Below are 26,937 nucleotides of genomic sequence, written 5' to 3' on the forward strand. Positions count from 1 at the left end.
ATAGCTAGGGAAAACGCGGAGCAGGTGCGGGCTAGACTGCAAGCTCGAGTGTGAAAGGATGGCATGGATGAGAAGCGACAGTTCCCGTGAGCGCGCCCAGCCGGGGCGGGTTGCGGCCGCGCCCGAATCGCCCGCCCTGCGCGAGCGCCAGCCGCGCAAGCTCTCCGACGCGGCGGTGCAGGCCCGGGCCCAGCGCGCGGCGCAAACCCGCGACGACCTGCTGTTGTCGGCCGCGCTCGTCGTGGGGGAAAGCGGCTATCGCGATGCCTCGGTGCAGAGGATCACCACCGCGGCCGGGCTGGCGCAGGGCACCTTCTACCTCTACTTTCCCTCGCGGCAGGCGTTGTTCGACGAGCTGCTGCCGCACTTCGGCTTGCAAATGCTGGAGCAGGTGCGCGCCCGCATGGCCGAGGAGCACGAATTTCTTGAGATGGAAGTCGCCGGCCTGAAGGCGGTGTTCGAATACCTGTCGGACAACCCCTGGTTCTGGCGCGTGCTGAACGAGGCCGAGGTCGAGGCGCCCACGGCCTGGGCACGCCATCACGAGGAGGTGACGAGCCGCTATATCCGCTTCCTCAAGCGCGTAAAGGCGGGCGGCGGACTGCGCGCTTACGGCGTTGCAGAGTTGCCCACCGTGGCCCAGTTCCTGGTGGCGGCGCGCGACTACATGTACCGCAGCCACCTGACGAGCCATGCGCCGGGACGGGACATCCCGCTGGCCATCCTGAAGACCTACCGCCGCTTCATCGAACGCGGGCTGGGCGACTGACCGATTCGCGCGGCTACTGCAGCTTCACTTCACCGTCAAATGTGACGCGCAGTCTCGCGTTTGTCAGCGACCCATTTCTTCAGTCCGGCAAGTCGATCGCATTAAGCTCGGCGAGCAGGCCGGCCAAGTCCTTCTGCACCGTGCCCCACAACAAATCTGTCTCGATATCGAAGTATGCGTGAACGGGACCAGCGCAAACCGAAGCATCTCATCCTGGTCCAAATCAGCCCGCGCACGACCTGCGACAAATCCCTGAGCCAACTTCGCAGCATCGATCATGTGGCGAATGCGTACTGCATCTTCAGCTCGCATACTGAACCTCCGCCGTCTTCACCACTTCTTCTCGAAAGTAACGCGACAGATCACCGGGTGTGCGCAAATCTACCTTGCGACCACCAAGCAAATCTGACAGCTCGATCTCCATCGCGGCGATGCCAAATAGTCCGGGCATATGGGCCGGATCGAACTCCACGAGCAGATCGATGTCGCTGTCGGGGCGTGCCGTGCCTTTGAGCTGCGAACCGAACAGCGCCAGACGGCGGATATGGTGAGATTCGCAGAACCGCGCGACTGTCGCTTCATCCAAGTTCAAGGCGGGGTGCATGGACTAATCCTTAGAAAGATGCTTGAAATCTCCACGCCTACGGATGAGGGCTGCGACATGCGGGGAAAATCTGGGAATTCAAAGGGCTTTAGGGCTCAGAAGTAAAGCCTTGAATTCACTAGCAATTTTTCTGCTTTGACTTGCCGTAAAGTTGGGCGAGTCTGAAGGGTCCTGGCGGAAACGGAGGGATTCGAACCCTCGATGAGGCTCTACACCCCATACTCCCTTAGCAGGGGAGCACCTTCGGCCACTCGGTCACGTTTCCTGTAGGGGAGATTATGCCCCATCGGCAGCTCTTCAGGAGGCCGGCTGGTCCAGGTCGAAAGCCCGGTGCAGGGCCCGGACGGCCAGCTCCATGTACTTCTCGTCGATCACCACGGAGGTCTTGATCTCGCTGGTGGAAATCATCTGGATATTGATACCTTCTTCGCTCAGCGAGCGGAACATCTTGGCGGCGATGCCCACGTGGCTGCGCATGCCGATGCCCACGATGCTGACCTTGCAGATCCGGGTGTCGCCTTCCAGCTGGTCCGTGCCCAGCGCCGGCAGCACCTTGGTCTTGAGCAGGTCCACGGCGCGCGCGTAGTCGTTGCGGTGCACGGTGAAGCTGAAGTCGGTCTTGCCGTCCTTGGAGATGTTCTGGATGATCATGTCGACTTCGATGTTGGCATCGGCGACGGCGCCCAGGATGTTGTAGGCGATGCCGGGCTTGTCGGGCACGCCCAGGATCGAGATCTTGGCTTCGTCGCGGTTGAAGGCGATGCCGGATACGACGGCTTGTTCCATTTGTACGTCTTCCTCAAAAGTGATCAAGGTGCCGGACTTGGCCTCCTCGTCGATGTCTATGTCCCAGGGCGTGAAGCTGGACAGCACGCGCAGCGGCACCTGGTATTTGCCGGCGAATTCCACCGAGCGGATCTGCAGCACCTTGGAGCCCAGCGATGCCATTTCCAGCATCTCCTCGAAGCTCACCGTGTGCAGGCGCCGCGCCTCGGGCACGACACGCGGGTCGGTGGTGTACACGCCGTCCACGTCGGTGTAGATCAGGCATTCGTGCGCCTTCAGCGCGGCAGCCACTGCCACGGCCGACGTATCGCTGCCGCCGCGGCCCAGCGTGGTGATGTTGCCCTGGCCGTCCACGCCCTGGAAGCCGGTGATGATGACCACCCGGCCGGCGGCCAGGTCGGCGCGCACCTTCTTGTCGTCGATCGATTCGATGCGGGCCTTGGTGTAGGCGCTGTTGGTCTTGATCGCCACCTGCCAGCCGGCATAGCTCACGGCGTCCAGGCCTTCGGCCTGCAGGGCGATCGCCAGCAGCGCGGACGAGGCCTGCTCGCCGGTCGCGCCCAGCATGTCGAGTTCGCGGTGGAACGCGTCGCTATGTTTGGCCGGCGACAGTTCCTTGGCCAGGCCCAGCAGGCGGTTGGTTTCGCCGCTCATGGCGCTGGGCACCACGACCATCTGGTGGCCGGCCTTGTGCCACTTGGCCACGCGCTTGGCAACGTTGCGGATGCGCTCGGTCGAGCCCATGGACGTGCCGCCGTATTTGTGAACGATCAATGCCATCGGAAGGGAATGAGTAGATGAGGCGGCCGCGCCGCGCAAAACCTGGGGATTATACCTAGTGAGTTAGGGGGACTGGATGCCGGATCTAGTCCGGCATGACAGGCAAAAAGCGCAGACTGTCGCCGTCGCGCTGCACGAAGCCCGTTCCGACCTTGATGCGGATGTCGTGGCCGCGGGTGGCGCAGGCGTCGACCTGGTCCAGCAGTTCTTCCATTTGCGCCGCGCTGGCCGCGCACTGGTGCGCCGTGCGCAGCCAGTGGCGCAAGGCATTGGCCTGGCGCGGCCGGGAGAGCTTGCGCAGTTCCCGGATGGCCGGCGGGTTGCCGACGATGGCAAGGTCGTCCGCCGCCAAGGCCGCCAGCAGTTCCTGGGCCTGCGCCGCATGGCGCGCCGAGCGGGCGAAGGTGTCGCGGAACTGCGGGAAGGCCTTCTCCAGCGCCGGCAGCAGTTCGTGGCGGATGCGGTTGCGGGTGAAGGCGGTGTCGGCGTTGGTCGGGTCGTCGATGAAGGAAACGCCCTGCCCCGCCAGCCAGGCGCGGATGGCCACGCCGCTGACGCCCAGCAGCGGGCGCTCGAAATGCACGCCGTTGCGCAGGAAGCGCTGCGGCATGGCCGCCAGCCCCGGCAGGCCCGCGCCACGGCTCAGGGCCAGCAGCATGGTTTCCACCTGGTCGTCGGCATGCTGGGCCAGCAATACCGACTTCATGCCGAGCGTTGTCGCAGCCTCGGCCAGGGCGGCGTACCGGGCTTTGCGGGCGGCGTCCTCCGGGCTTTCGCCGGGCTCGTTGCGGGCATCGACATTCACCTGATGCAGCGGCACGTTCAACCCGGCGCACACCGTCTCGCAGTGCCGCGCGAAATCATCGGCGGCGGCCTGCAGGCCGTGATGAACGTGGATGGCGTGAAGCTGGCCGGGCCAGGTGGCGGCAGCCGCCAGCAGCAGCGCCGTGGAGTCCGCGCCGCCGCTGAAGGCGACGGCCACGGGCAATGCGGGAGAAGGCCCTTGCAGCGGTGCAAGGGCCGGGTTGTCCGAGAGTTCAGCCAAGCCCCTTGCGGGGCTGCGCCGGGTTGGGGCGGCCCGGCCCCGGCTAGCGCGCGTCGGCTTTGGTGTCGGTGAAGCGGCCATAGCTTTGCAGCCGCTCGTAGCGCCGATCGAGCAGCTCGCGCACCTTCAAGTCGCTCAGCTGGCGCCAGGCGTCGTTCAGGGCGCGCTTGAGAAAGGCGGCCATCTGCTTGTGGTCGCGGTGCGCACCGCCCACGGGCTCGTTGACGATCTTGTCGATCAGGCCCAGGGCTTTGAGCCGGTGCGCGGTGATGCCCATCGCCTCGGCCGCGTCCTGCGCCTTCTCGGCGGTCTTCCAGAGAATGGAGGCGCAGCCTTCGGGGCTGATGACGGAATAGACCGAGTACTGCAGCATCAGCACCGTGTCGGCCACCGAGATGGCCAGTGCGCCGCCGGAGCCGCCCTCGCCGATCACCGTGGTGATGATGGGCACTTCGAGTTGGGCCATCTCGAAGATGTTGCGGCCGATCGCCTCGGACTGGCCGCGCTCTTCCGCATCGATGCCGGGATAGGCGCCGGGCGTGTCGACGAAGGTGAACACCGGCAGCTTGAACTTCTCCGCGGTCTTCATCAGGCGCAGCGCCTTGCGATAACCCTCGGGCCGGCTCATGCCGAAGTTGCGCAGGGCCCGTTCCTTGGTGTCGCGGCCCTTCTGCTGGCCCAGCACCATGCAGGCATTGCCGTTGAAGCGGGCCAGGCCGCCGACGATGGACAGGTCGTCCGAGAAGTGGCGGTCGCCGTGCAGTTCGATGAAGTCGGTGAAGAGCTCGTTGATGTAGTCCAGCGTGTAGGGACGCTCCGGGTGGCGCGCGATCTTGGTGACCTGCCACGGGGTGAGGTCGCTGTAGATGTCCTTGGTGAGCTGTTGGCTCTTCTTGCTCAGCTGGTCGATCTCTTCGGAGATATCGACAGCGGACTCCGTCTGCACATAGCGCAGCTCTTCTATCTTGTTCTCGAGTTCCGAAATCGGCTGCTCGAAATCGAGGAAGGTCTTCTTTGCCAAGGTCACTCCTTGTTTTTTCTGCGGCCGGTCGTCAGTACGCGACTGGCTGCGGGTCCAACGAGCGCCAAATATACCAAGTTGCAACACTGCAATATGGAGCCCAGGCGGCGGCCACTTCCCGGGCGTCGCTGCGGCTGACCGGATCGCCCGAGAAATAATTGCGGCTGATACCGTTGATGAGCCCGATATCGTCCAGCGGCAGCACGTTCGGCCGCATCAGGTGAAAGATGAGGAACATTTCCGCCGTCCAGCGGCCGATGCCGCGGATACCCACCAGTTCGGCGATGATTTCCTCGTCGGCCATTTCCTTCCAGGACTCGACATGGATCGCGTGGGAGTCGAAGTGCAGCGCCAGATCCACCAGGTATTCGATCTTGCGCGCCGACAGTCCCGCGGCCTGCATGTCGTCCACCTTGAGCCTGAGCACATTGGCCGGGCTCATCCGCCGGGGCAGCTTGGCGAAGCGGTCCCACACGGTCTGCGCCGCCTTGACGGAGATCTGCTGGCCCACGATGCTGCGCGCCAGCGTGGTGAAGGCGTCGCCGCGCGACTGCAGGCAAGCATCGCCGAACTGGGGAATCAGGCGCTTCATCACCCGATCTTTCTTCGACAGGTGGCGGCAAGCCTCGTCCCAGTATTCGGGCGTGGTCAGGATGATCGGGGGGTTGGGGCTCAAGAACCGGCCTCCCAGGTGGTGCCTGTCGGCGAGTCTTTCAGCACCACACCCTGGTCCAGCAGCTCCTTGCGAATCCGGTCGGCCTCGGCAAAGTTGCGGGCCTTCTTGGCGGCGGCGCGTTCTGCGATTTTTCGCTCGACCATCGCACCGAGCGTTTCGACCGTCAAGGTACCAGTAACGCTGGTAGTCATCGCGATGCGACCGGATAAGAGCCCTGTGTTTTGTAGGAAACCCTTGGGATCGCCCTGCAGGATGCCCAGGCAGCCACCCAGGGCCTTGAGCAGGCCCGCGACTTGCGGCGACTTGCCGCGGTTGACCTCGGCCGCCAGTTCGAACAGCACGGCCACCGCCTCGGGCGTGGCGAAGTCGTTGTCCATCGCGGTCTTGAAACGGATGGCATACGGATCGGCCCAGTCGATATCCACCTGGGCCGGCGCCACCAGCTCCAGCGCCGTGTACAGGCGCTTGAGCGCAGCGCGCGCATCGTCGAGGTGCACGTCGCTGTAATTGAGCGCGCTGCGGTAATGCGCGCGGACCAGGAAGAAGCGCAGGGTTTCGGCGTCGAACTGCTTCAGCACCTCGCGGATGGTGAAGAAGTTGCCCAGCGACTTCGACATTTTCTCGTTGTCGATGTTCACGAAGCCGTTGTGCATCCAGTAGCCGGCCAGCGGCTTGCCGAACGCGCCTTCGCTTTGGGCGATCTCGTTCTCGTGGTGCGGGAACTGCAGGTCGGCGCCGCCGCCGTGGATGTCGAAGGTTTCGCCCAGCAAGGCGCAAGCCATCGCCGAGCATTCGATGTGCCAGCCCGGCCGGCCCTTACCGTAGGCGCTGTCCCATTGGGCATCGGCGGGCTCGGTCGGCTTGGCCGATTTCCACAGCACGAAGTCCAGCGGGTCTTCCTTGCCTTCGAGCACGGCGACGCGTTCACCGGCATGCAATTCATCCAGCGACTTGCCCGAGAGTTTGCCGTAGCCGGGGAAGCGCCGCACGGCGTAGTTCACGTCGCCGCCCTCGGCCCGATAGGCCAGGCCCTTGCCTTCGAGCAGCTTGACGATGTCCAGCATCTGCGGCACGTAGTCGGTGGCACGCGGATCGTGCGTGGGACGCTCTATGCCCAGCGCATCGAAGTCGCGGTACATCTCGGTGATCATGCGGCTGGTGAGTGCTCGCACCGGTTCGCCGTTTTCCACGGCGCGGCGGATGATCTTGTCGTCGATGTCGGTGATATTGCGAACGAAGGTCAGCTTGTAGCCACTGGCCTTGAGCCAGCGCTGGACGACGTCGAAGGCCACGTTGGCGCGGGCATGGCCCACGTGGCACAGGTCGTAAACCGTCATGCCGCATACATACATGCGAACATGGCCCGGCTCGAGCGGGGAAAAATCTTCCAGGGCACGCGACAGCGTGTTGTAGATGCGCAGGCTCATGGATGTGGGTAGGCGCCGTGTCGCGAAGTGGTGATCGGGTGGCGCGGGTTCAGATTGTCTCTCGCTACAATCCAGCGGATTATGACGCACGCCGGCTCCTTCCTGCACGCAACCTTTCGCCTGCTGGCCCTTGCAGCGGCGCTGTCGGTGGCGCCTGCCTTTGCCGATGACTATGCCGATGTCAACCAGTTGATGCGGTCCGGCAAGCCGGCCGAGGCCTTGGCCAAGGCCGACCAATACCTGGCGGCCAAGCCCAAGGATCCGCAGATGCGCTTCCTCAAGGGCGTGATCCAGACCGAAGCCGGCCGCACCGACGATGCCATCGCCACCTTCACCAAGCTCAACGAAGACTACCCCGAACTGCCGGAGCCCTACAACAACCTGGCCGTGCTCTATGCCGGGCAAAGCCAGTTCGACAAGGCACGTGCGGCGCTGGAATCGGCCGTTCGCGCCAACCCGAGCTACGCCATCGCGCACGAAAACCTTGGCGACGTGTACGCCAAGTTGGCCGGCATCGCCTACAGCAAGGCCCAGCAACTCGACGCGGCCAACGCCAGCGTGCAGCCCAAGCTGGCGCTGATTCGACAACTGTTTCCCCCGGTTGCCAAGGCCAGGTAACTGCCGGCGTAGCTCTGCAACCCCCACCGGGTCCGCGGCGCCGCTACCATGCTACTTTCGGTGTTTTCAGGAGTGTTCCGTTTGATGACTGTCATGACTCGCCGCGCCGCGGCCTTTACGCTGTCCCTCATGCTGGCGGGAGCGGCCTGGGCCCAAGAGGCCCCCAAGGTCAAGTTCGCCACGACTGCCGGCGACTTCGTCGTGGAGGTCTATCCGGACAAGGCGCCCAAGACCGTGGAGAACTTCCTTCAGTACGTGAAGGACAAGCACTACGACGGCACCATCTTTCACCGCGTGATCGAAAATTTCATGATCCAGGGCGGCGGTTACGACGCCAAGTACGTCGAGAAGCCCACGCGGCCGCCGGTCGCGCACGAAGGCCAGGAGGCGCTGGCCAAGGGCGGGCCGCGCAACGTGGTGGGCACGCTGGCGATGGCGCGCACCAGCGACCCGAATTCGGCCAGCTCGCAGTTCTTCATCAACGTGCGGGACAACGCATTCCTCGACCCGGTCGTCATCCCGCCGGGCGACCCGGTGCCGCGCTTCGAGTTCCAAGGCCGCGTCTATGAAAACGTGGCGCGCTCGCAGTTGACGAAATCGCCACAGCTTTACGGCTACACCGTGTTCGGCAAAGTCGTGAGCGGCATGGACGTGGTCAACAAGATCAAGGCCACGCCCACCGCCGGTGCCGGCCCCTTCCCCAGCGATGTGCCCAAGACGCCCATCGTCATCAATTCCGCAACGATCATCCAATAAGGCAGGCAGCCCATGAGCAACCCTAAAGTCGAACTTCATATCGCCAAGTACGGCGTCATCACCCTCGAGCTGGACCAGGAGAAGGCGCCCAAGTCGGCGGCCAACTTCCTGAACTACGTCAACAAGGGCCACTACAACAACACGATCTTCCATCGCATCATCCCGGGCTTCATGGTCCAGGGCGGCGGCTTCGAGCCGGGCATGAAGCAGAAGCCGACGGACGCGCCGGTGGAGAACGAAGCCAACAACGGCCTGAAGAACAAGAACTACACGGTGGCGATGGCGCGCACGCAAGATCCCCACTCGGCCACGGCGCAGTTCTTCATCAACATCGCCGACAACGAGTTCCTCAACCACACGGCGCCCAGCGCGCAAGGCTGGGGCTACGCGGTGTTCGGCAAGGTCGTGGGCGGCGCCGATGTGGTCGATCGCATCAAGGCGGTGAAGACCGGCCGCAAGGGCTTCCACGACGACGTGCCGAACGAGGACGTCGTGATCGAGAAAGCGGTCGCGGTCTAGCGCGCGTGACCGCCACGGCCCTTCCCCGGTTCGAGGAGCTGCTGGCTCCGGGGACGTGGCGCACCATCGATTTCATTTCCGACCTGCACCTGCAGGCGGCGGAACCCGAAACCTTCGACGCCTGGCGCCGCTACATGAGCGAGACGCCGGCCGATGCGGTGTTCATCCTCGGCGACCTGTTCGAAGTCTGGGTCGGCGATGAGCCGGCGCAGGAGCCGGGCTTCGCGGCGGATTGCGCGGCTGTGCTGCAGGCCACCGCCGACCGCGCCTCCCTCTTCTTCATGCATGGCAACCGCGACTTCCTGGTCAGCGATGGATTCCTGCGTGCCTGCCGGACCACGCCGCTGCCCGACCCGACGGTGCTGGGCTTCGCGGGCCAGCGCTGGCTGCTCACGCACGGCGACGCGCTGTGCCTGGCCGACACCGATTACATGAAGTTCCGCGAGCAGGTGCGCAACCCGGCGTGGCAGCGCGAGTTCCTGTCGCGGCCACTGGCGGAACGCCAGGCCATCGCCAGGGAACTGCGCGAACAAAGCGAGGCGCGCAAGCGTTCGGGCGTCGAATACGCCGACGTCGACGGCGCCGCCACGCAGGCGTGGCTGGAAGCCGCCGACGCGCAGGTATTGATCCACGGCCACACGCACCGGCCCGCCGACCATGCACTGGCGGCGGCGCGCCAACGCACGGTGCTGAGCGATTGGGACGCGCGCGCCGAGCCCGCCCGCCAGGAAGTGCTGCGCCTCACGGCCGCGGGCCTGCAGCGCATCGCATTCGACTGATGTTCGGCTGGCTTCGCAAGCGCCGGGCGGCACGTCCCATTCCCGACGAGATGTGGCAGGCCGTGCTGGCCCGCCACCCGTTCCTGGCGCAACGTCCGCAAGCCGAGCTTCAGCGGTTGAGGGAGCTGGCCGCCCAGTTCCTGGCCACCAAGGAGTTTCATGGCGCCAACGGCTTCGTGATCACCGATGCGGTGGCGCTTGCCATCGCAGCCCAGGCGGTGCTGCCGGTTCTGAACCTGGGACTGGGCTGGTACGACGACTTCGTGGGCATCGTGGTGCATCCGGATGAAGTGCTGGCGCGCCGGACCGTGACCGACCATGACGGCGTGGTGCATCACTACGACGAAGTGCTGGCCGGTGAAGCGATGGACGGCGGCCCTGTGATGCTGAGCTGGTCCGATGTGGACAGCGCAGGCGCGAGCGCCGAACGCGGCTACAACGTGGTGATCCACGAGTTCATCCACAAGATCGACATGCGCGACGGCGCGCCCGACGGCTGTCCGCCCCTGCGATCGAAGGCCGCGCGCCAGGCCTGGCTGGCCGTGATGCAGGCCGAATACGATGCCTTCCGCGAGAAGGTGATCATCGCCGAGCGCTTCGGCGGCGAAGAGCCCTGGCTGGACGCCTACGGTGCGACGGGGATCGACGAATTCTTCGCAGTGGCCTGCGAAGCCTATTTCGTCAACCGCCATCGCTTCGAGACCGAGTTCCCGGCCCTGCTGCCCTTGCTGGACGGCTTTTTTGGCTTGTCTTCTAGCGCCGCAGCAGGTTCTTGAGAACCGATTGCAGACGGCGCGCCGTGCCCGCGTCGTAGCCCGAGGCCAGCACCCGCGCCGTATCTTCACCCCAGGTCTGCGCGGGCGACGGATCGTTGCGCCGCGTGAGCAGCTTCAGTTGCAAGGCGCGCCTTGCATCCAGGTGCTCGGCCGGCGTCGGCGCTTCGGCCGCGATCTCCAGCCGCAGCAGGGATTCGGACGCATCGCCGTTGGGCGCTGATCCAAGCGCCTTCACCCAGGCGCCGCGCACGGCCGGTGTCACGGCCTTGCCCAGTTCCTGCTGGCTGGGCACCTGCTCGGCGGTGCGTTGCTCCCACGCCGTCATGAGCTGGGTGAGCGCCTCGCCATGCGCCTGTGCCGCCAGCTTCTTGAGGGCCAGTTGCGCATGCTCCAGGGCTTCGCGCTGCGCGCGGAAGGCCACGTCGCCCAGGCGCGGACCACGGTCCTCTTCCGGCCTGTCGCCGAAGCGGCCACCACCGAAGCGCCCATCGCTGCGTGCATCGCCGAACTTGCCGCCGGGTCCGCCCTTGCGGTCACCGAACTTGCCGCCCCTGCCCATAGGCATGGGCTCGGCCTTCTTCATCCCGGGCCGGTCGTCGCCGCGCATAGCGACCACGGGCTTGGGTGCGGGCTTCTTCGGTGCGACGGGCTCCGCCGCAGGTTGCTCTTCGCCCTGCGTCTCGGTTGAGTCGGCCTCGCCGCTCGGCTCGGCCGCAGCTTCGGCCGCTTCGGGAGCCGGTCCCTCGGCGACCGGCGCAACCACGGCCGGCCCGGCAGCTTCGACCGCCGCAGCCGCCTGGGCCTGACCGCGCAGCGCTGCTTCCAGCGCCGCCATCGCAGCCTTGATCTTCTGCGCATCGCCGGTGGCGTTGGCCGCTTCCAATGCCTTGGATGCCTCCAGCACCGTGCGATCGCGATCGCTCAACGCCGATGCGGCCTTCTCGCGCTCTTCACTCTTACGGTTGAAGGCTTCGTCGATCGGCTTGCGGAACGCGTCCCACAGTTTTTGCTCGTGCTTGCGGTCCAGCGGGATCGTCTGGGCTTCGGCCTGCCAGCGCTGCTGCAGGGCTTTCACGGCATCCACCCGCAGTTGCGGCGCGGCGCCGAGCACCTTGGCCTCGTCGATCATGGCGTGGCGGCGCTCCAGGCTTTGCTTCTGGATGGCTTCCAGCGGGGCGGCGGCCCCCTGGATGGCTTCCTTCCACACCGGCTGCAGTTCGGCAAACGCCTTCTCGCTCAGGTGGCCGGCGTCGCGCCAGCGTCCTTCAAATTGATGCAGGATGCGGCTGAAGCCCTTCCAGTCGTCATCCTTGGCGGTGCGGTTTTCCGCGCCCCAGGCTTTCACTTCCTCGATCAGTGCCAGGCGCTGGGCCTTGTGTTCCGCGGCCTCGGTCTTGACCTTGTCGAGCCAGGCTTCCACGACCTTGTGAGCCTCGTTGCAGGCGTCGTCGAAGCGTTTCCACAAGCCGTGGTTGGGCACCCCACCCTGGTCGGTCTGCTTCCACTGCTCACGCAACGCGCGAAGCTGCTCCTGCATCTTGCGCCCGCCGTAGCGCGGCTTCGGCGGCTGCGGCTCCTGGCCTTCCACCGGGGCGGGGTGTTCGAACAGGGCCTCGGCCTTGGCCACGAGTTCCTGGCGCAGCTGGTCGGCGCGCCAGCGCTGCCAGCCTTCCATCTCGCCGGCGGCAGCCAGCGCCGCGTGGGCCTGGTTCTCCAGCTTGTCGTCGATCAGCTTGCCGTGCTCCTTCAGCGCATTGCGCAAAGCAGCGGCAGCGCCGGCGCTGGCCTTGCCATGGCCTTGGGCGATTTCCTGCTCCAGCTTGGAGAGCACATCGCGCACCGCCTGCGAGGCTTGCGCACGCAGCTCGGGATCGACCTTGGGTTTAGAAGGTTTTGCCGGCGCTTCCACGGGCACGCCGCGCGCCACGCGCAGCTCGTCGGCCCACACCGGGACCGGCGGCAGCGGCGCGGCCGCATCCTCGGCGGCCTTCACCGCCTGGGCCAGTGCGCTCTGGAACGCATCCCACACGGCCTGAAGCTGGGTGCGCGAAGCATCCAGCAACGGCGGAAAGCGGGTGTCGACGCTGGCCCAGTTCGGGTCTTCCAGCAGGGCCTGGGCCTGGGCTTGCCAATCCGGGATGTCCGTGGCCAGGGCGCCGGCGGCCGCCTGTGCGTCCCGCCACGATTTGGTGGAAAGCACCTCGATGCGCTGGGCCAGCAGGACCGCGGCCTCACGCTGCACCTGGACGTGGTGCTGCAGATCTTCAATGCCCTTGATGCGATCGGCGAGTTGGGCCTTCAGCGAAGCCAGCGGTTCGCGGCTCAGGGGAGCGCCTGCCTTGGCGGCATCGCGCTGCCAGGCCATGGCATCGGCGATATTGAGCTTGCCCAGAGCGAGCAGCGCCGTGGCTTTCTCCGACCATTCGGCGGCGAGCACCTCCTGGCCCCTGCTGCGCTTGATTTCGTCGAGCTTCTCGCGAAGCAGCTTGGCCGCGCCCTTGTCGCGCCCACTGAGCTCGCGAAACACCTCTTGCATCTGCTCCAGGCTGGGATTGGCGGCCAGCCACTCGCGCACGCGCGCGGCGCGTTCGCCCGACGTGGGGGCAGAGAAAGCGCCGCCGGTGAGCGTATCGAGTGAGCGGGTGTCGTTGGGTTTCAGGGTGGCTTGGGTCACTGCGATTTCTTGAAGCTAAGGGTGAACGCCCACGATCAGGGCAAACCGCTATTCTCGCCGCGAAACATAGCCGGGCGCAGAAGCCGGTAACTACGGCTCACATACATAAAGAGGAATAGATGGGGAAGAGCAAACGAGAAAGCCCGGACAGACAGCGAAACCGCCTGCCGGGCTTGACGGCTGACGTAAAGTCCTTCGCCGCCGGGGTTCGCGAACAAGGAGTTTTGATGTCCTCGGTCGCGTCGGAAGCAACGGATTGCCTCCAAGTGGGGCCGGGGCTACCACCGAAGTGGCCCTACCGGCTATTTGCCTGATCGCTCAGACCCTATGAAAGTAGATGAGGAGGGACCCCTTTTCAAGAACGCCTTTTCAATGACGAGGACGCCCGCGATTGCGGATATTGGCTTGACAAGAACGGCTGCTCTAGGGTGAAACCCGTAGCTCGGCAGTATTTAGGGTACTCAGCCAAACCCTGTTACCAACGGGCCATCCGACGAGCGGTGGCTTGACAGGCGTTTTTCGTAATACGAAATATTGAGAGGCCCATTGTGGTCGAGCGGTTCTCAGCCAATCCGCCCCATAATGCCTTTAGTCATAAGGGCTTTATGCTATCTAATTTGCAGCAATCCAGCATCGGATCGGCAGGATGTGGGGCCCGTCCGACACGAAAACGGCCGCGCAGCCGACACGAAACAGTGGCTCAGCAGGCGTAAAGTATCTCTTCATTATGTTAATGGAGAATGAAAAGGTAACTTGATATTCTTGACTCGATATTAAGTCGGCACCTAGAATCCGCCCGTCCCCAGCAAAAGTACCGGGGACCCCGAACCCGCTGCCGACCCCGGCTAAGTTGAATCGCTGCGGCGAGCCCCAGAAAAAGGCTCCCGGCAATTTGATGGCGTACCAATCCAAACGAGAGCCTGAGGTGTGATGCTGCCGACGCCGCATCGCGAACCAGGCCCGCGCGTAGAAAGGAAGTGCTATGACAGCGTTAGGAAAATTGGCCGACGGCCTGCGGACCTTTGCGTCCGACATCGCCCAAGGCTTTTTTGAGATCACGCACAACAGCTTCGCCCTCGTCGGCCTGGCCACAGTATTTGCCGTGATCACCCTGACTGCCCGGCCTGACCTGCGTCAAGCCGGCGAATCGAGACTGATGGGCTGGCTGCAGGCTCGCCATGAGGCGACCATCGGCATGCCCGTAGAGCTGGGAGCGATCGACCGCGCCACGGCTTCCCATCCCCAGGACCTGCCCAAACAGCAGGCGGCTGTGGCCTATTGGCTCAGCAAGAAGTACCGAGTGGCGCCCGAGCCGCTGAGCGCCCTGGTAGCCGAGGCTTACGAAATCGGCGAACGCGCCAAGCTGGACCCGACGCTGATCCTGGCCATCATGGCCATCGAATCGGGCTTCAACCCGTTCGCCCAGAGCCCGGTCGGAGCCCAGGGGCTGATGCAGGTGATGACCGGCGTCCACAAGGACAAGTACGAGAACTTCGGCGGCCAGCTGGCCGCTTTCGATCCCGTCACCAACCTGCGCGTGGGCGTGAAGGTGCTGCAGGAATGCATACAGCGCGCCGGATCCCTGCACGCCGGGCTGAAGTTCTACGTGGGTGCGGCCAACCTGGAAGGCGACGGCGGCTACGCCGACAAGGTCCTGGCTGAGCATGCCCGCCTGAAGCAAGTGGCCTCCGGCAGGTCGGTCCCCCTGCTCCAGCCTCCGGTGCTGCGCACGAGTACCCCGATCGAGGCGCCGCGGGCGCCGGCCGAGGACAAGGTCGCCCTCATTTCCGTCTCCTAAGCCGGCGGGCCGGTGGTCCGCTACACTTAGGCTGTACGCGACTGGCGATAGGCGCGGCGCCCCCTGGGGCGACCGGCGCTGACGTGGGATCTAACCACTGGGAAGCGTACCGCCGTATCAGCAATGGGCCGGCGTTCAGCCGTTCGCCTGGGCAGCCCTTGTTTCATATAACAGGGACCACCGTCTTAAGGACTGCCGCATGTACAACCGCAACATCCTCGTCGAACAAACCGATCCCGAACTCTGGGCCGCCATCCAGTCGGAAAACAAACGCCAGGAAGAGCACATCGAGCTGATCGCCAGCGAGAACTACGCCTCCCCGGCCGTCATGGCCGCCCAGGGCACGCAGCTCACTAATAAGTATGCCGAGGGCTATCCCGGCAAGCGCTACTACGGCGGCTGCGAATTCGTGGACATCGCCGAACAGCTGGCGCTGTCGCGCATCAAGGAAATCTTCGGCGCGCAGGCCGCCAACGTGCAGCCCCATTCCGGCGCCCAGGCCAACGAAGCCGTTTTCCTGGCCTTCCTCAAGCCCGGCGACACCATCATGGGCATGAGCCTGGCCGAAGGCGGCCACCTGACCCACGGTATGGCCCTGAACATGAGCGGCAAGTGGTTCAACGTCGTTTCCTACGGCCTGAACGAGAAGGAAGAAATCGACTACGACGCCATGGAGCGCAAAGCCCATGAGTCCAGGCCCAAGCTGATCATCGCCGGCGCCTCGGCCTATGCCCTGCGCATCGACTTCGAGCGCTTCGCCAAGGTGGCCAAAGATGTCGGCGCCATCTTCATGGTCGACATGGCCCACTACGCCGGCCTTATCGCCGCCGGCGTGTACCCCAACCCGGTGCCGCATGCCGACGTGGTGACCTCCACCACCCACAAGAGCATGCGCGGCCCGCGCGGCGGCTTCATCCTGATGAAGCCCGAACACGAAAAGGCCATCAACAGCGCCATCTTCCCGGGACTGCAGGGCGGCCCGCTGATGCATGTGATCGCCGCCAAGGCCGTGGCCTTCAAGGAGGCCCTGGCCCCGGAGTTCAAGGTCTACCAGCAGCAGGTAGCGAAGAACGCCCAGGTGGTCGCCGAAACCTTGGTGCAGCGGGGCCTGCGCATCGTAAGCGGCCGCACCGAAAGCCACGTGATGCTGGTGGACCTGCGGGCCAAGGGCATTACCGGCAAGGAAGCCGAGGCCGTGCTGGGCGATGCCCACATGACGATCAACAAGAACGCCATCCCCAACGACCCGGAAAAGCCGATGGTCACCAGCGGCGTGCGCATCGGCACCCCGGCCATGACCACCCGCGGCTTCAAGGAAGAAGAAGCGCGCATGACGGCCAACATGGTTGCCGACGTGCTCGACAACCCGCGCGACGCGAACAACATCGCGGCGGTGCGCGAGAGGGTCAACGCCCTCACCCGCCGCTTCCCGGTTTACAGGTAGCGCCATGAAGTGCCCCTTCTGCAGCAACGATGAGACCCAGGTGGTCGAAACGCGTGTGGCGGAAGACGGCGACTTCATCCGCAGGCGCCGCCAGTGCCTGAAGTGCGAGAAGCGCTTCACGACCTACGAGCGCCCCGACGTGACCTTTCCGGCGATCGTCAAGAAAGACGGCCGGCGCATCGACTACGAGCGCGCCAAGCTGCAAGCTTCGATGAACCTGGCGCTGCGCAAGCGCCCGGTGAGCACCGAGCAGATCGACAGCGCCGTGGAGCGCATCGAGGAAAAGCTGCTGAACCTGGGCGTGCGCGAAATTCCTTCGGCGCGCATCGGCGAACTGGTGATGCGCGAGCTGAAGAAGCTGGACAAGGTGGCCTACGTGCGCTTTGCCAGCGTCTATCGCAGCTTCGAGGACATCGACGAATTCAAGACGCTGGTGGACGAAGTCAGGCGCTGAGGCGCCCGCTCAGGCGCAGTCGGCAACTTTGATCTTGTTGACGCGCATGCGCCCCACATTGTTGAGAACGACTTCCCGCCCCTCGCTGCTGCTGGCGGAGGCTTTGCAGAGCGTGACTGTCCCGGCCTGGAACGCGCCGCCTACGGTGCGCGTCGTGCCTGTGGGCGAAAACGAGATATAGCGGCTCAGCAGGTGGTTGCCGGAAAGCCGGAACCCGGCCGGCAAGGCCTGGACGCGCTGGATCACCTGTTCCCCAATTTCGGCGGCGCCGTCATTGTCGGCGTCGTGGAAAACGATCCAGCCCTGCCCCCAATCGCCCGTGGCGGCGCAAACGTTCCCATCCATCGACTTGCACAGGGCCACGCGACCATTGCGCTTGATCGCTTCGGCGCGCGCCAGGTGCATGGACGAAAGGAACTCGTTGGCGATCGAGCGCATGCGGATCGAGTCCACGACCGCAGCCAGGGAGGGAAAGGCGACGCCCGAAAGGATGCCCGCAATCGTAAGGACGATCAGCATCTCGATCAGGGTAAAGCCGCGTACGCGGCGGGGAAGATGGGTGGGCGGTGTGGTCATGACCGCACGATACCCAGGATGAGCTATTTAGACTTATGAGAAAAAAGACCTTATTTTGGTGACAAGTTCACATCGCCCAGTATCAATCGGCCGTGTTGGACTTCCAGAAGATCGTCTTGCGCTTGGAGCTGATCGGGGGCTTGACCTCCTGCGGGGCGATACCGGCGCTGGCACCGCCGCTGCGCTGCGCTGCGCCGATGGCTACCGTTTCGTCCTTGTCGCCCACGCGCACGGTGGCGAGCGTCGGGGAAGGTGTCAGACCGCCGCCCGCAAAGACCGAGGAACGGGAGCCGCCACAGGTGGCGCTGCTGACGCCGATCGATCCGCTGGCGTTGAACAGGTTGACCCAGTAACCGCGCGCCTCACCCAACGGGTTGGTACAGGCGTTGGTGCCGCCCGGGGTGGCGCGGTTGGTGTTGAAGGTGACCATGCCGGCCGCAATCAGGGCCGACGTGACGCTTTGCTCGCCCCGGCCGGGCAACCCCATGTACCAGCCCTTCAAGCCCGAGCTCGGCGTGACGCCGGGCGTGGCGCAGGTGGAGGCCGTGGCATCCGTGAAGTTCTTCATGCCGGTGTCGGTGTCCATGTTGACTGCCGTAGCGGTGGTCGATGAGGCCGGGACGGTCAGGTCGTCCAGGTACACGTAGAAGCGGTTGGTGATCTGGTCGTCGTACGGGTACTGGCTGGACAGGGGATGCTCCCGGTCGCCCGAGCCCACCGCGACATACATCTTGGTGCTGGTCCGCAGCAGCGCCGGCGGATAGAGGAACTTGCGTCCGCCACCGGTGGTGTAGGCCACTTTACGGATGCTCCACGCGGCATCGGCCTGGGGCACCAGGGTCGCATTCGAAAAGTCGATGCGCCAGATGTCGCCGGTGGTCGTGACCGCGTAGGCGTAATCGACGGAACGGTCGCCATTGGCATCGGACATGGCGATGTCCGCGACTACGCTGCCGCCGGGGGTATCGAGGTGCTTGATCAGGGCCCCGGTATCCGCATTGATGATGTAGACCCCGGTGCCCTTGCGGCTAGCGCAGGTCGGCGAGGCGTCGTCGGTGTCCTCGCAGCTGTCGTAGCCGCCGCCCACGACCACGACCGGGGTCGTGGTGGAATGGCCTTTGAGGAAGGCCACGCTGGGAATGGACCAGGTTTGGCCCATGTTCTCGAAACCAGTCGTGCATCCGGTGTTGTCGGTGAGGTTGGGACAGCCGACACGCCACTTGAGCGTGGGCGCCGTGGGGTTGGTCACGTCGAACGCGTACAACATCCGTCCACCCCGGCGCTGGCTCGGGAAAATCCAGACTTTCGAGTTATCCGCGGTCTGGTAGATGCCCACAGAACCATCGAAGAAGTAGTCCTTCGACTTGGGGGTCAAGGCGGCGGGAACGTTCGGAAAGTTCAGGAAGGGCGAGTTGTCGTGCAGCCGCTGGAACTTGGTGTAATGCTCCGGCGCCACAAAAGCCCAGCGCTCCTGGCCCGTCGCGGCATCCACGGCCCGGAACATGCCGTCGTTGGAGCCGTAGTAAACGGTCACGCCGTACGTCGCGGTGCCGTAGTTCACCGGCAAAGGCCGCGAGTGGATCACATCTCCGTGGAGGGACGGACGGGTTCGCGCAGTCGCCGAGGGGGTGATGAACTCAGAGTACGGATACGTAGTGACACCGTCCACCACCGTCGACGTGCCGTCGTCGTAGCCCTTGACCCAATTGAGCATGGTTGTCGACCACCCCGTGTTCGTGGTGGTGATCGGCTCCAGCTTGGAGGTTGTGGAGGTCGAGTAAGTCTGGATCGAGCGGCTGACGGTCCAGGTGGGCGAAGCATTGGTCACGGAGGGGTTGTTGCCCTTGCGAATGACCTCGGCCACGCCGCCCTTCTCCACCACCGGGCCATCGGGCATGTCGGACCATTGACTGCCTGTCACGCCATTCAATGTGGGATAGACCGTACAGCCGCTGCGCGACAGCGCGTTGTCCCGGGTATCTGTCCAGAAGCTGCCGGAATCGCTGGTCCAGTGGCTGATGGCGCAGCCCGTCACGAAACCGGTCTGAAGGTTCACGACGCCGGTGCCGAGGACATCGCCCAGATCGATGGCGCCGCTGGCAGTCTTGATCAGCTGGTACTGCTTGAGGTTGCCCAGCCAGCGCGGCTCGGCCGTCGTGTTCGGCCTGAACATACCGATGAACACCTGGTTCAGGCTCTGCGAGCGGTTGGTGGCGCTGATCGGAAGGCTGGCCGCCGCGAAGTTGGAGTTCACGGCATTGATCTGGGCCAGGATCTTGTCGAACCCAATCTCGATATCCGCCTGGTTCTTCACCGCGAAATACATACCCCCCGCCGAGATCGCCGCGCGCTGCAGGACCGCGGAATGGGAGACGTTGTGCTGCTTGTTGTACGCATCCAGGATATGAACGGTGATGCCGTTCTGATAGAGCATGCGCGCCCACTCGTCCGTCCAGCTGACGTCGGATACGCCTGCCAGCAGCGGAAGCGGATCCCCCGCGCTCACCGACTCATAGCTCTGGCTGCCCGTCGGGATAAGGCCCTGGGCATTGTTGACGACGAAGATGACGTGGTTGTTGCCGCACGAGTTCGCGACCGGGCCGAGGTAGTTGCCGTTCGACTTGAGCGCGAACTCGCTGTTCAAGCCCTGCGCGAACGCAGTCGGCTTGTTGGTTCCGCTCGAGGGGTTGCCGAGGTTATTGTCCTTGTCGACGTTCGACGCCGGGTCATTCCCGCTGACGTACCCGCCGCGGAAGGGCGACTGGGCCTTGAAATACTTGTACACCTCATACAGCGCGGCGGCCTCGGCGTTGTCGTTGACCTTCTCGGCCGGGCTGTTGATGTCGGCCTTGATGTGGTTGAGGATGTTCGTCAGGGCGGTCTTGTTGGCCGCGGTGAGCATGTCGCGCAGGCCGAACCGGATATAGCCACCCGCCGAGCTGCCGCTGCCGGTGAAGCCCGCGAAGCCCATGTTGGCGTCCCAGGCCTTGGCATTCAATACGTTGATCAGCGCCTGGAGTTCGGCCGCACCCTGCTTGCCGCCGTTGTCCGGCCAATCTTGCGCGGAACGTGCCCAGTTGGACGAGTTGTCCACCATGATCATGATGTTGGGTTTGCCGCCCCCGGTGGTTCCCGCCATGAAGATGTCGATGTCGTCCGCCTGGGCGGGTGACATCCACGCCAGGGCCGCGAACGCCCCGGCGCAGCAGCCGACGGCGCGGGCCGTGGTCCGGAGTCGGGCGTACAGCTTTTGGTACATGGCGGGCTTCCTTTCGGGATCTTTCAATCGATGCTTGTTCTTGGGGCTGTCACGGGCAGGCGGTGCTGACGGCGTCGTTGGACACCCGCATCTCGATACCCTGTGTCACCACGGCCTTGGCCTGGGAAACCCGCTCGGTCGCTTGGGCGTTGAGCTCCCACATGCTGTCCGAGCAAAGGGAGGCGCCGGAGACGACGCCCTCGATGCCGAACTGCTGCTTTTCTTCCACGATGCAGGCCTGATCCTGCTCCTTGGTCAGGTCCAGGCTGGCGGCAGGGATCGACTTGACCTGCGTACAAAACGGCTGCGGCGACATCGCCACCACGATCACCGTCTTGCCGTCGCCGTAAAGGTCGACGCAGCGGCTATTGGGCGGAGGCGCCGTGCCGGCCGGACAATTCGAATTGTCCAGCACGTTGCCAGGCGCCTCCGCGAATGTCGGTGTGCTCACGACTTGGTCCAGCATGGCCTGAGCTGCGTTCTCAGCCTGCGCCTGCTGCTGCGCGTTGTCCACGACCTGCAGGCTGCTTTTGCCGATGGTGAAGGAGGACAGCGCCATGATGGTGAGCAGCACCAGCATGATCAGCGACAGGATCAGGGTCACGCCCTTTTGCTTGTGTCTCATGATGGCGAAAACCTCCTGCCGCTCGCATTCTGGAAACGCACTACTTCCTGGAACACGCTGCGCTTGTATGCATCGTTGAACGGACCCACCGAATTGGTGCCGGCGCTGCCCGTCGTGGCATGCGCGAGTTGCCCCAGCACGTAGGTCTTGGAGTCGATATGGCCCGGCGACGGGTCCACGCCGCGGCTGAGGACGAACACCTTCGCCGACACCACCGATGTCCAGTGCCCAACGCAAGTCGGCGTGGTGGCATTCGTGCAGTTCAGGTACAGGTCGGGCGAGGCGCTGTACACATCGGCGTTGCCGTCGCCATTGGTATCCATGCCGTATTCCAACTGGAGGTTCTCCACCCCTTGGACCAGCGAAGTGGTGGTGAAGCCGGTCGGCCCGAGTTCGGCCCGCTTGAGGGTCGGGATGCCGTCCCCATCCTTGTCGTTGGAGGCCACGTAATAGATCCTCACCAGGAAGCGCCGGATTTCTGCCTGGGTGGTGCAATCGCGCTTGGTCAGCGTGAACGTGGCGGTGCTGGTGCTGAGCTTGTAGTAGTTGTCCACCACGCCGGTGGCCAGCTCCGGGTTGACGGCATCGTTGCAGGACGACGCCTGGAACGCCGGCGCTCCCGCCGAAACGGCGGGACAGGTGCCCACGCCCGCCACGCACCCGCTGGCGCGGCGTGTCACCACGATATCGGTGTTGGCCTTCAAGCCAGTGAGGCATGCCGCCAGCGTGGTAGCCGCCGCGTTGTCGTAGCCCTGCACATAGAGGGCCATGGCCGACTGGAACGCCGCACCGGCCACATCGGTGTCGCACGCGTCGGGCTTCGCAGCCGGCGCCGCGAGCTGCCGCGGGTCGAACACGGAGAAGTAGCCAGCATGGTGCAAGTCGCTGCCCATGACCTCCAGCGCGTAGCGGCCGTTCTCGATCTTCTGGTTGGCACGCTCGGTTTCGTTGCGGCTGCGGCTGTTATTGGCGAACAGGATGGCCATGGCAGTGACGATCACCATGCCGATGCCGATCGCCACCAATAGCTCGACGAGGGACATTCCGCGCGCGTGCCGCGCGGCGCTGGGGATGATGCGGGGCTGAGTGTTCATGAGCAAGTGGGCAGTGGGATCACCACCTGGGTAGACACGGCCTTGCGCAAGGTTTCGTCGCCGTATTGGTTCTGGCCGCAGGTCACGGCGGGAGCAACCGTGGAGTTCATTCCCTGCCAGACGACGCTCAGCCGGTACTTGCCAGGCTGGCAAATGCCGATAGCGGGATTGGGCGCTTGCAGCTGTTCCACACAGCCGCGCGCACCTACCATGGCGCCGATATTGGCATCGGTGGCGGTCTTCTCCGCGGCTCCCTTGAGAGCGTTGCTCCATTCGCACAGGTCGATCTGCGCCCGCGTTCCTGCCGCAGCGCACGATACTGGCGCCGCGTCACCGGTGCCCACCGCTGACGCGGTGATATAGCTGGCGTTCTGGTCCCGGTTGGCTTGCAGCCGCTGGGTCATGTCCTGCACCAGGGTCAGGGCCTGCGCGCGCTGGTACGACTCCAGCAACGCCGCATTCATCTTGGTCTGCAGCCCCGCCAAGGCCAGCAGGCCGAATGAGGTGATCAGGATGGAAACCAGGACTTCCATCAGCGCGGCGCCACGCTGGCGCCTGATCGGCAAGGTGGATCGCCCACTCAGCATGATGAACCCTCCTTGACATAAGGCCGGCCGCTCGGGTCCGCCGAAATGCACCGCACCACATCCGTGCGCGATGAGCTGAAGACAAATTGCGGGACGGCGGCCGAGGCCCGGCCCGTCGAGCGGAAGATGACGCTGGTGGCGCTGGTGGTCACGGTCACGCTGGATGTCGGCCCACGGACATCGAGCGCCACCCCGCCATCGGGATCGAGAATGGACCAGCCGTTCGCCCAGCTCCCGGCCTCGGGGCTGATGGTGACGTCTTTATTGCGCTTGACCGCCTCGGATCGCGCCTTGACAAGCGTGAGGTGCAGATCGCCCGCCGCCGACCGCAGGCGCTGCGTGGCCACCAGCTTGCTCATGGAAGGCGCCGCCAGGCCGGCCAGGATGGCCAGAATGGAAAGCACGACCATCAACTCGATCAAGGTGAAGCCTTTGACGTGAGCTGCTCGCATGATTGGCTTACCACTTGCCCACTGGCAACTTGGTTCCGTTGTGGGTGATGCTCAACGACCCGTCCGGCACCTGGGACTTGCCTGCAATAGGCGCAGCCGTCGCGGTGAACGTGGGTACCGTGCTGGTTCCGACCGTGATGCTCAGCGTGTAATAACCGGTGACGTCCGGCGGCTGGGCGACCTTGAGATCGGTGGCGTTCGCCGCGTAGGACCTGTTGTCCATCAGGTACTGCTGCTGCTTCTGGGCCACGTCGGACAGATACGCTTGGGCAGTTGACCGGCGATTCTTCATCACCGCGTTGTTGTAGGACGGATATGCGATGGCAGCCAGGATGGCCACGATCGCCACGGTGACCATCAATTCGATCAGCGTGAATCCCTCCTGCTTGACCTTGCGCATGCCTTCTCCTCTTTTTGTTGCCATAGACCGAGGCTGAACCATAACTGAAGCCCGTGACAGCCTAACCGCCCGCCCGACAACCGGTCGCTTTCCCCGGGCGAGTGGTTTGCCCGAGAATAGGCCGTGATGGAATCGATGGACCCGTTCATGCAGCAAGCCCTGGCCCTGGCCCGCCTGGCCGTGGGCTTGTCCGAGCCCAATCCGCGCGTGGGATGCGTCATCGTTTCCTCCGACGGGCAGCGCGTGCTGGGCGAGGGCCACACCCAGAGGGCCGGCGAGGCCCACGCGGAGATCATGGCCCTGCGCGATGCCCAGGCCAAGGGCCATGCGGTCGCCGGAGCCACTGCCTATGTGACGCTGGAGCCCTGCTCGCACCAAGGTCGCACCGGCCCCTGCTGCGACGCCCTGGCCGCCGCCGGGATCGGCAAGGTGGTGGCGGCCCTGCCCGACCCCAACCCGCTGGTGGGAGGCCAGGGCTTCGCGCGGCTGAGGGCAGCGGGCATAGACGTCGTGGTCGGCCCCGGGGCTGCCGAGTCGCGCGAGCTCAATATCGGGTTTTTCAGCCGGATGGTGCGCGGCACGCCCTGGCTGCGCATGAAGGTGGCGGCCTCCCTGGATGGAAAGACCGCCCTGGACAACGGCGCCAGCCAGTGGATCACCTCCGAGCAGGCGCGCGCCGACGGCCACGCCTGGCGGGCCCGGGCCGGCGCGGTGCTGACCGGAATCGGCACCTTGCTCGAGGACAACCCCCGGCTCGACGTGCGCCATGCGCCGACGGCCCGCCAGCCCGACGCCGTGGTGGTGGACAGCCGCCTGGAGACACCGCCGGATGCCAATATCTTCCAGCCCGGGCGCCGCCTTTATATCTACAGCGCGGTAGGCGATGCCCAGCGCCAAGCGGCGCTCGAGGCCCGTGGCGCCACGGTCATCGCCATGCCGGGGCCGGGTGGCAAGGTCGATTTGGCGGCCATGCTGCGCGACCTGGCGCAGCGCGAGGTCAACGAACTGCATGTGGAGGCGGGCCACAAGCTCAATGGATCGCTGATCCGGGAGGGCCTGGTGGACGAAATGCTGGTCTACCTGGCTCCCAAGCTCGTCGGCCAGGGCCGGGAAATGGCGCATTTCGGCCCCTTGGCCGACCTGGCCCAGGTGGTGGCGTTCGAGTTCCTCTCGAGCCGGATGACAGGGCCCGATCTGCGCCTGATAGCCCGCATTCCCGGTCGCGACGCGTTCTAGGGGAAAATACGGGCATGTTCACCGGAATCATTACCGGCGTGGGGCGCATCGCCGCCGTCCACGACCTGGGAAGCTCTTTACAGCATGGCAAGCGTCTCACCATAGAAACGCCCGCCGGCTACCTCGACGACGTGGGCCTGGGTGACAGCATTGCGCTCAACGGCGCCTGCATGACGGTAACGGCCGTTGACCTGGCCAAAGGCCAATTCACGATCGATATCTCCGCCGAGTCGCTGGACAAGACCGCCGGCCTCACGGAGCCCGGCCCCATCAACCTGGAAAAAGCCTTGCGCGCCCACGACCGGCTGGGCGGCCACATCGTGGCGGGCCATGTCGATGGAATAGGCACCGTGACGCGCTTCGCCCAGATCGGCGAGAGCTGGGAGCTGCGCTTGATGGCGCCCCGGGCGCTGGGCAAATACCTCGCCTACAAGGGCTCCATCACGGTGAACGGCGCCAGCCTCACGGTGAACAGCATCGCCGACGTGCCCGAAGGCACCGAGGTCAGCATCAACCTCATCCCCCACACCGTGCAAAACACGGCGCTGGGCCAGCTCAAGGCGGGCAGCCGCATCAACCTCGAGATCGACCTGATCGCCCGCTACGTCGAACGCATGCTCACCGCCGAGCCCCAAATCCTGAAAGCATCCGCATGAGCGCCTCTGTTTCCATCTCCCCCGTCGAAGACATAGTCGCGGATATGCGCGCCGGGCGCATCGTCATCCTGGTCGACGAGGAAGACCGCGAAAACGAGGGCGACCTGGTGCTGGCCGCCGACCATGTCACGCCTGAAGCCATCAACTTCATGGCGCGCTTCGGCCGCGGCCTGATCTGCCTCACCCTCACCCGCGAACGCTGCGAGCGTTTGCGCCTGCCGCCGATGGTGGCGCGCAACGGCACCAAGATGAGCACGGCCTTCACGGTGTCGATCGAGGCCGCCGAGGGAGTGACCACAGGCATATCCGCCGCAGACCGCGCCCGCACGGTACAAGCCGCGGTTGCCAGGGACGCGAAGGCCGAGAACCTGGTCCAGCCCGGGCACATCTTCCCCCTGCAGGCCGTGGATGGCGGTGTGCTGATGCGCGCCGGCCATACCGAAGCCGGCTGCGACCTGGCCGCCATGGCGGGATTGACGCCCGCCTCCGTGATCTGCGAGATCATGAAAGACGACGGCACCATGGCGCGCCTGCCCGACCTGCAGCTGTTCGCAGCCGAACATGGCCTGAAGATCGGCACCATCGCCGACCTGATCGAACACCGCAGCCGCAACGAGTCGCTGATCGAGAAGGTCGGCACGCGGCCGCTGCAGACCGCGCATGGCGAATTCATCGCCCACGCCTGGAAGGACAGGCCCAGCCAGGGCCTGCACCTGGCGCTGGTCAAGGGCCAGTGGTCGCCCGACGAAACGGTTCCGGTCCGGGTGCATGAGCCGCTGTCGGTGTTCGACGCGCTCGAAATCAACCGCTCCATGCACTCGTGGAACCTGGACGCCAGCCTCGAGTACATCGCCGGGCACGGCAAGGGTGTGGCTGTATTCCTGAACTGCGGCGAAGACGCACAGCAGCTGCTGGCGCAGTTCCAAGGCACGGCCAAGGCCTCGCACGCCCCCGAGCGCGGCCGCATGGACCTGCGTACCTACGGCGTGGGCGCGCAGATACTGCGCGAATGCGGCGTGCACCGCATGAACCTCATGGGCAACCCGCGCCGCATGCCCAGCATGGCAGGCTATGGCCTCGAGATCGCAAGCCATATCGCCCCCCACGGACCTCAATAGAACACGAA

26 protein-coding genes, 1 tRNA gene and 1 riboswitch are annotated in these 26,937 nt (G+C 64.9%); of the genes, 12 read left to right on the forward strand and 15 right to left on the reverse strand.

Annotation, left to right across the window (positions count from 1 at the left end; all coding sequences use genetic code 11):
- Nucleotides 1–67: 67 nt before the first annotated feature.
- Complete coding sequence (locus HNE04_RS13735; RefSeq protein ID WP_172219809.1) at nt 68–769, forward strand: TetR/AcrR family transcriptional regulator; 702 nt, start codon at nt 68–70, stop codon at nt 767–769.
- Between the two features lie 301 nt (nt 770–1,070).
- Here the strand turns inward: HNE04_RS13735 and HNE04_RS13740 are convergent, their stop codons facing one another.
- The 7 genes from HNE04_RS13740 to cysS all read right to left on the reverse strand — a co-directional run bounded on the left by HNE04_RS13740 (nt 1,071) and on the right by cysS (nt 7,108).
- Nucleotides 1,071–1,373, reverse strand: a complete 303-nt coding sequence (locus tag HNE04_RS13740) for a nucleotidyltransferase family protein (RefSeq protein WP_172219812.1) — start codon at nt 1,371–1,373, stop codon at nt 1,071–1,073.
- 172 nt (nt 1,374–1,545) lie between these two features.
- Nucleotides 1,546–1,638: transfer RNA gene (locus tag HNE04_RS13745), tRNA-Ser, on the reverse strand.
- A 32-nt stretch (nt 1,639–1,670) separates the two neighbouring features.
- Nucleotides 1,671–2,939, reverse strand: a complete 1,269-nt coding sequence (locus HNE04_RS13750) for an aspartate kinase (protein WP_172219815.1) — start codon at nt 2,937–2,939, stop codon at nt 1,671–1,673.
- 85 nt (nt 2,940–3,024) lie between these two features.
- The gene (gene tilS, locus HNE04_RS13755) at nt 3,025–3,984 is read right to left on the reverse strand and encodes a tRNA lysidine(34) synthetase TilS (protein WP_235964989.1); all 960 of its coding nucleotides are present in this window, start codon (nt 3,982–3,984) and stop codon (nt 3,025–3,027) included.
- Nucleotides 3,985–4,027: 43 nt separating this feature from the next.
- On the reverse strand, nt 4,028–5,005 hold the full coding sequence (locus HNE04_RS13760) for an acetyl-CoA carboxylase carboxyltransferase subunit alpha (protein ID WP_172219821.1): 978 nt from the start codon (nt 5,003–5,005) through the stop codon (nt 4,028–4,030).
- A gap of 31 nt (nt 5,006–5,036) precedes the next feature.
- A complete protein-coding gene (locus HNE04_RS13765) occupies nt 5,037–5,681 on the reverse strand; it encodes a DNA-3-methyladenine glycosylase family protein (protein ID WP_235964991.1) in 645 nt (214 codons plus the stop codon).
- Nucleotides 5,678–7,108, reverse strand: coding sequence for a cysteine--tRNA ligase (cysS, locus tag HNE04_RS13770; protein ID WP_172219824.1), 1,431 nt, complete (start codon nt 7,106–7,108; stop codon nt 5,678–5,680). Before cysS ends, HNE04_RS13765 begins: the two co-directional genes overlap by 4 nt.
- A gap of 81 nt (nt 7,109–7,189) precedes the next feature.
- On the opposite strand from cysS, the gene HNE04_RS13775 reads away from it, so the two are divergent.
- The 5 genes from HNE04_RS13775 (at nt 7,190) to HNE04_RS13795 (ending at nt 10,556) form a co-directional block, all read left to right on the forward strand.
- Complete coding sequence (locus HNE04_RS13775) at nt 7,190–7,726, forward strand: tetratricopeptide repeat protein (RefSeq protein ID WP_172219827.1); 537 nt, start codon at nt 7,190–7,192, stop codon at nt 7,724–7,726.
- Nucleotides 7,727–7,810: 84 nt separating this feature from the next.
- Nucleotides 7,811–8,482 (forward strand): peptidylprolyl isomerase, encoded by a 672-nt coding sequence (locus HNE04_RS13780; RefSeq protein WP_172219830.1) that lies wholly within the window; start codon nt 7,811–7,813, stop codon nt 8,480–8,482.
- A gap of 12 nt (nt 8,483–8,494) precedes the next feature.
- Nucleotides 8,495–9,001, forward strand: coding sequence for a peptidylprolyl isomerase (locus HNE04_RS13785; RefSeq protein ID WP_172219833.1), 507 nt, complete (start codon nt 8,495–8,497; stop codon nt 8,999–9,001).
- Nucleotides 9,002–9,006: 5 nt separating this feature from the next.
- Nucleotides 9,007–9,780, forward strand: coding sequence for a UDP-2,3-diacylglucosamine diphosphatase (locus tag HNE04_RS13790; RefSeq protein WP_172219836.1), 774 nt, complete (start codon nt 9,007–9,009; stop codon nt 9,778–9,780).
- On the forward strand, nt 9,780–10,556 hold the full coding sequence (locus tag HNE04_RS13795) for a M90 family metallopeptidase (protein WP_172219839.1): 777 nt from the start codon (nt 9,780–9,782) through the stop codon (nt 10,554–10,556). Before HNE04_RS13790 ends, HNE04_RS13795 begins: the two co-directional genes overlap by 1 nt.
- Here HNE04_RS13795 and HNE04_RS13800 read toward each other — a convergent pair.
- Complete coding sequence (locus HNE04_RS13800; protein ID WP_172219842.1) at nt 10,534–13,230, reverse strand: DUF349 domain-containing protein; 2,697 nt, start codon at nt 13,228–13,230, stop codon at nt 10,534–10,536. The two genes, HNE04_RS13795 and HNE04_RS13800, sit on opposite strands and share 23 nt — an antisense overlap.
- Nucleotides 13,231–14,212: 982 nt before the next feature.
- On the opposite strand from HNE04_RS13800, the gene HNE04_RS13805 reads away from it, so the two are divergent.
- From HNE04_RS13805 to nrdR, 3 genes are all read left to right on the forward strand, one after another.
- Nucleotides 14,213–15,028 carry a lytic transglycosylase domain-containing protein gene (locus HNE04_RS13805; RefSeq protein ID WP_172219845.1) on the forward strand — a complete coding sequence of 272 codons (816 nt, stop codon included), beginning with the start codon at nt 14,213–14,215 and terminating at the stop codon, nt 15,026–15,028.
- A 27-nt stretch (nt 15,029–15,055) separates the two neighbouring features.
- A riboswitch (ZMP/ZTP riboswitch) is annotated at nt 15,056–15,188 on the forward strand.
- A gap of 39 nt (nt 15,189–15,227) precedes the next feature.
- Nucleotides 15,228–16,472: a serine hydroxymethyltransferase gene (glyA, locus tag HNE04_RS13810; protein WP_172219848.1), complete on the forward strand. Its 1,245-nt coding sequence runs from the start codon at nt 15,228–15,230 to the stop codon at nt 16,470–16,472.
- Between the two features lie 4 nt (nt 16,473–16,476).
- A complete protein-coding gene (gene nrdR / locus HNE04_RS13815) occupies nt 16,477–16,926 on the forward strand; it encodes a transcriptional regulator NrdR (RefSeq protein ID WP_172219851.1) in 450 nt (149 codons plus the stop codon).
- Between the two features lie 9 nt (nt 16,927–16,935).
- On the opposite strand, the gene HNE04_RS13820 is transcribed toward nrdR, so the two are convergent.
- From HNE04_RS13820 to HNE04_RS13850, 7 genes are all read right to left on the reverse strand, one after another.
- Nucleotides 16,936–17,502, reverse strand: a complete 567-nt coding sequence (locus HNE04_RS13820) for a GspH/FimT family pseudopilin (protein ID WP_172220415.1) — start codon at nt 17,500–17,502, stop codon at nt 16,936–16,938.
- 82 nt (nt 17,503–17,584) lie between these two features.
- Nucleotides 17,585–20,761 (reverse strand): pilus assembly protein, encoded by a 3,177-nt coding sequence (locus HNE04_RS13825; RefSeq protein ID WP_172219854.1) that lies wholly within the window; start codon nt 20,759–20,761, stop codon nt 17,585–17,587.
- A gap of 49 nt (nt 20,762–20,810) precedes the next feature.
- Nucleotides 20,811–21,386, reverse strand: a complete 576-nt coding sequence (locus HNE04_RS13830) for a hypothetical protein (RefSeq protein ID WP_172219858.1) — start codon at nt 21,384–21,386, stop codon at nt 20,811–20,813.
- Nucleotides 21,383–22,480 carry a PilW family protein gene (locus HNE04_RS13835; RefSeq protein WP_172220417.1) on the reverse strand — a complete coding sequence of 366 codons (1,098 nt, stop codon included), beginning with the start codon at nt 22,478–22,480 and terminating at the stop codon, nt 21,383–21,385. The genes HNE04_RS13830 and HNE04_RS13835 overlap by 4 nt, the downstream gene beginning before the upstream one ends.
- The gene (pilV, locus tag HNE04_RS13840) at nt 22,477–23,067 is read right to left on the reverse strand and encodes a type IV pilus modification protein PilV (protein WP_235964992.1); all 591 of its coding nucleotides are present in this window, start codon (nt 23,065–23,067) and stop codon (nt 22,477–22,479) included. The genes HNE04_RS13835 and pilV overlap by 4 nt, the downstream gene beginning before the upstream one ends.
- Nucleotides 23,061–23,519: a GspH/FimT family pseudopilin gene (locus HNE04_RS13845; RefSeq protein ID WP_172220423.1), complete on the reverse strand. Its 459-nt coding sequence runs from the start codon at nt 23,517–23,519 to the stop codon at nt 23,061–23,063. Before HNE04_RS13845 ends, pilV begins: the two co-directional genes overlap by 7 nt.
- A gap of 7 nt (nt 23,520–23,526) precedes the next feature.
- A complete protein-coding gene (locus HNE04_RS13850; protein WP_172219862.1) occupies nt 23,527–23,919 on the reverse strand; it encodes a type IV pilin protein in 393 nt (130 codons plus the stop codon).
- Between the two features lie 126 nt (nt 23,920–24,045).
- On the opposite strand from HNE04_RS13850, the gene ribD reads away from it, so the two are divergent.
- Genes ribD through ribBA form a run of 3 tightly spaced genes read left to right on the forward strand, consistent with a single transcriptional unit; the run spans nt 24,046 to nt 26,929 of the window.
- Nucleotides 24,046–25,155, forward strand: coding sequence for a bifunctional diaminohydroxyphosphoribosylaminopyrimidine deaminase/5-amino-6-(5-phosphoribosylamino)uracil reductase RibD (gene ribD, locus HNE04_RS13855; protein ID WP_172219865.1), 1,110 nt, complete (start codon nt 24,046–24,048; stop codon nt 25,153–25,155).
- 14 nt (nt 25,156–25,169) lie between these two features.
- Nucleotides 25,170–25,811: a riboflavin synthase gene (locus HNE04_RS13860; protein ID WP_172219868.1), complete on the forward strand. Its 642-nt coding sequence runs from the start codon at nt 25,170–25,172 to the stop codon at nt 25,809–25,811.
- On the forward strand, nt 25,808–26,929 hold the full coding sequence (gene ribBA, locus HNE04_RS13865; protein ID WP_172219871.1) for a bifunctional 3,4-dihydroxy-2-butanone-4-phosphate synthase/GTP cyclohydrolase II: 1,122 nt from the start codon (nt 25,808–25,810) through the stop codon (nt 26,927–26,929). The genes HNE04_RS13860 and ribBA overlap by 4 nt, the downstream gene beginning before the upstream one ends.
- Nucleotides 26,930–26,937: the final 8 nt, after the last annotated feature.

Source organism: Caenimonas soli, assembly GCF_013155545.1.
GTDB classification, from domain to species: Bacteria; Pseudomonadota; Gammaproteobacteria; order Burkholderiales; family Burkholderiaceae_C; genus Ramlibacter; species Ramlibacter soli.

What these genes read in the sequence shown, in the direction of transcription:
- HNE04_RS13845 (WP_172220423.1), bottom strand. Translation starts at nt 23,519, where the DNA reads ATGCGAGCAGCTCACGTCAAAGGCTTCACCTTGATCGAGTTGATGGTC.
- HNE04_RS13835 (WP_172220417.1), bottom strand. Translation starts at nt 22,480, where the DNA reads ATGAACACTCAGCCCCGCATCATCCCCAGCGCCGCGCGGCACGCGCGC.
- nrdR (WP_172219851.1), top strand. Translation starts at nt 16,477, where the DNA reads ATGAAGTGCCCCTTCTGCAGCAACGATGAGACCCAGGTGGTCGAAACG.
- HNE04_RS13795 (WP_172219839.1), top strand. Translation starts at nt 9,780, where the DNA reads ATGTTCGGCTGGCTTCGCAAGCGCCGGGCGGCACGTCCCATTCCCGAC.
- pilV (WP_235964992.1), bottom strand. Translation starts at nt 23,067, where the DNA reads ATGCTGAGTGGGCGATCCACCTTGCCGATCAGGCGCCAGCGTGGCGCC.
- HNE04_RS13750 (WP_172219815.1), bottom strand. Translation starts at nt 2,939, where the DNA reads ATGGCATTGATCGTTCACAAATACGGCGGCACGTCCATGGGCTCGACC.
- HNE04_RS13780 (WP_172219830.1), top strand. Translation starts at nt 7,811, where the DNA reads ATGACTGTCATGACTCGCCGCGCCGCGGCCTTTACGCTGTCCCTCATG.
- HNE04_RS13820 (WP_172220415.1), bottom strand. Translation starts at nt 17,502, where the DNA reads ATGACCACACCGCCCACCCATCTTCCCCGCCGCGTACGCGGCTTTACC.
- ribBA (WP_172219871.1), top strand. Translation starts at nt 25,808, where the DNA reads ATGAGCGCCTCTGTTTCCATCTCCCCCGTCGAAGACATAGTCGCGGAT.
- HNE04_RS13830 (WP_172219858.1), bottom strand. Translation starts at nt 21,386, where the DNA reads ATGAGACACAAGCAAAAGGGCGTGACCCTGATCCTGTCGCTGATCATG.
- HNE04_RS13850 (WP_172219862.1), bottom strand. Translation starts at nt 23,919, where the DNA reads ATGCGCAAGGTCAAGCAGGAGGGATTCACGCTGATCGAATTGATGGTC.
- HNE04_RS13785 (WP_172219833.1), top strand. Translation starts at nt 8,495, where the DNA reads ATGAGCAACCCTAAAGTCGAACTTCATATCGCCAAGTACGGCGTCATC.
- HNE04_RS13860 (WP_172219868.1), top strand. Translation starts at nt 25,170, where the DNA reads ATGTTCACCGGAATCATTACCGGCGTGGGGCGCATCGCCGCCGTCCAC.
- HNE04_RS13825 (WP_172219854.1), bottom strand. Translation starts at nt 20,761, where the DNA reads ATGTACCAAAAGCTGTACGCCCGACTCCGGACCACGGCCCGCGCCGTC.
- HNE04_RS13775 (WP_172219827.1), top strand. Translation starts at nt 7,190, where the DNA reads ATGACGCACGCCGGCTCCTTCCTGCACGCAACCTTTCGCCTGCTGGCC.
- glyA (WP_172219848.1), top strand. Translation starts at nt 15,228, where the DNA reads ATGTACAACCGCAACATCCTCGTCGAACAAACCGATCCCGAACTCTGG.
- HNE04_RS13805 (WP_172219845.1), top strand. Translation starts at nt 14,213, where the DNA reads ATGACAGCGTTAGGAAAATTGGCCGACGGCCTGCGGACCTTTGCGTCC.
- cysS (WP_172219824.1), bottom strand. Translation starts at nt 7,108, where the DNA reads ATGAGCCTGCGCATCTACAACACGCTGTCGCGTGCCCTGGAAGATTTT.
- ribD (WP_172219865.1), top strand. Translation starts at nt 24,046, where the DNA reads ATGGAATCGATGGACCCGTTCATGCAGCAAGCCCTGGCCCTGGCCCGC.
- HNE04_RS13735 (WP_172219809.1), top strand. Translation starts at nt 68, where the DNA reads ATGAGAAGCGACAGTTCCCGTGAGCGCGCCCAGCCGGGGCGGGTTGCG.
- HNE04_RS13740 (WP_172219812.1), bottom strand. Translation starts at nt 1,373, where the DNA reads ATGCACCCCGCCTTGAACTTGGATGAAGCGACAGTCGCGCGGTTCTGC.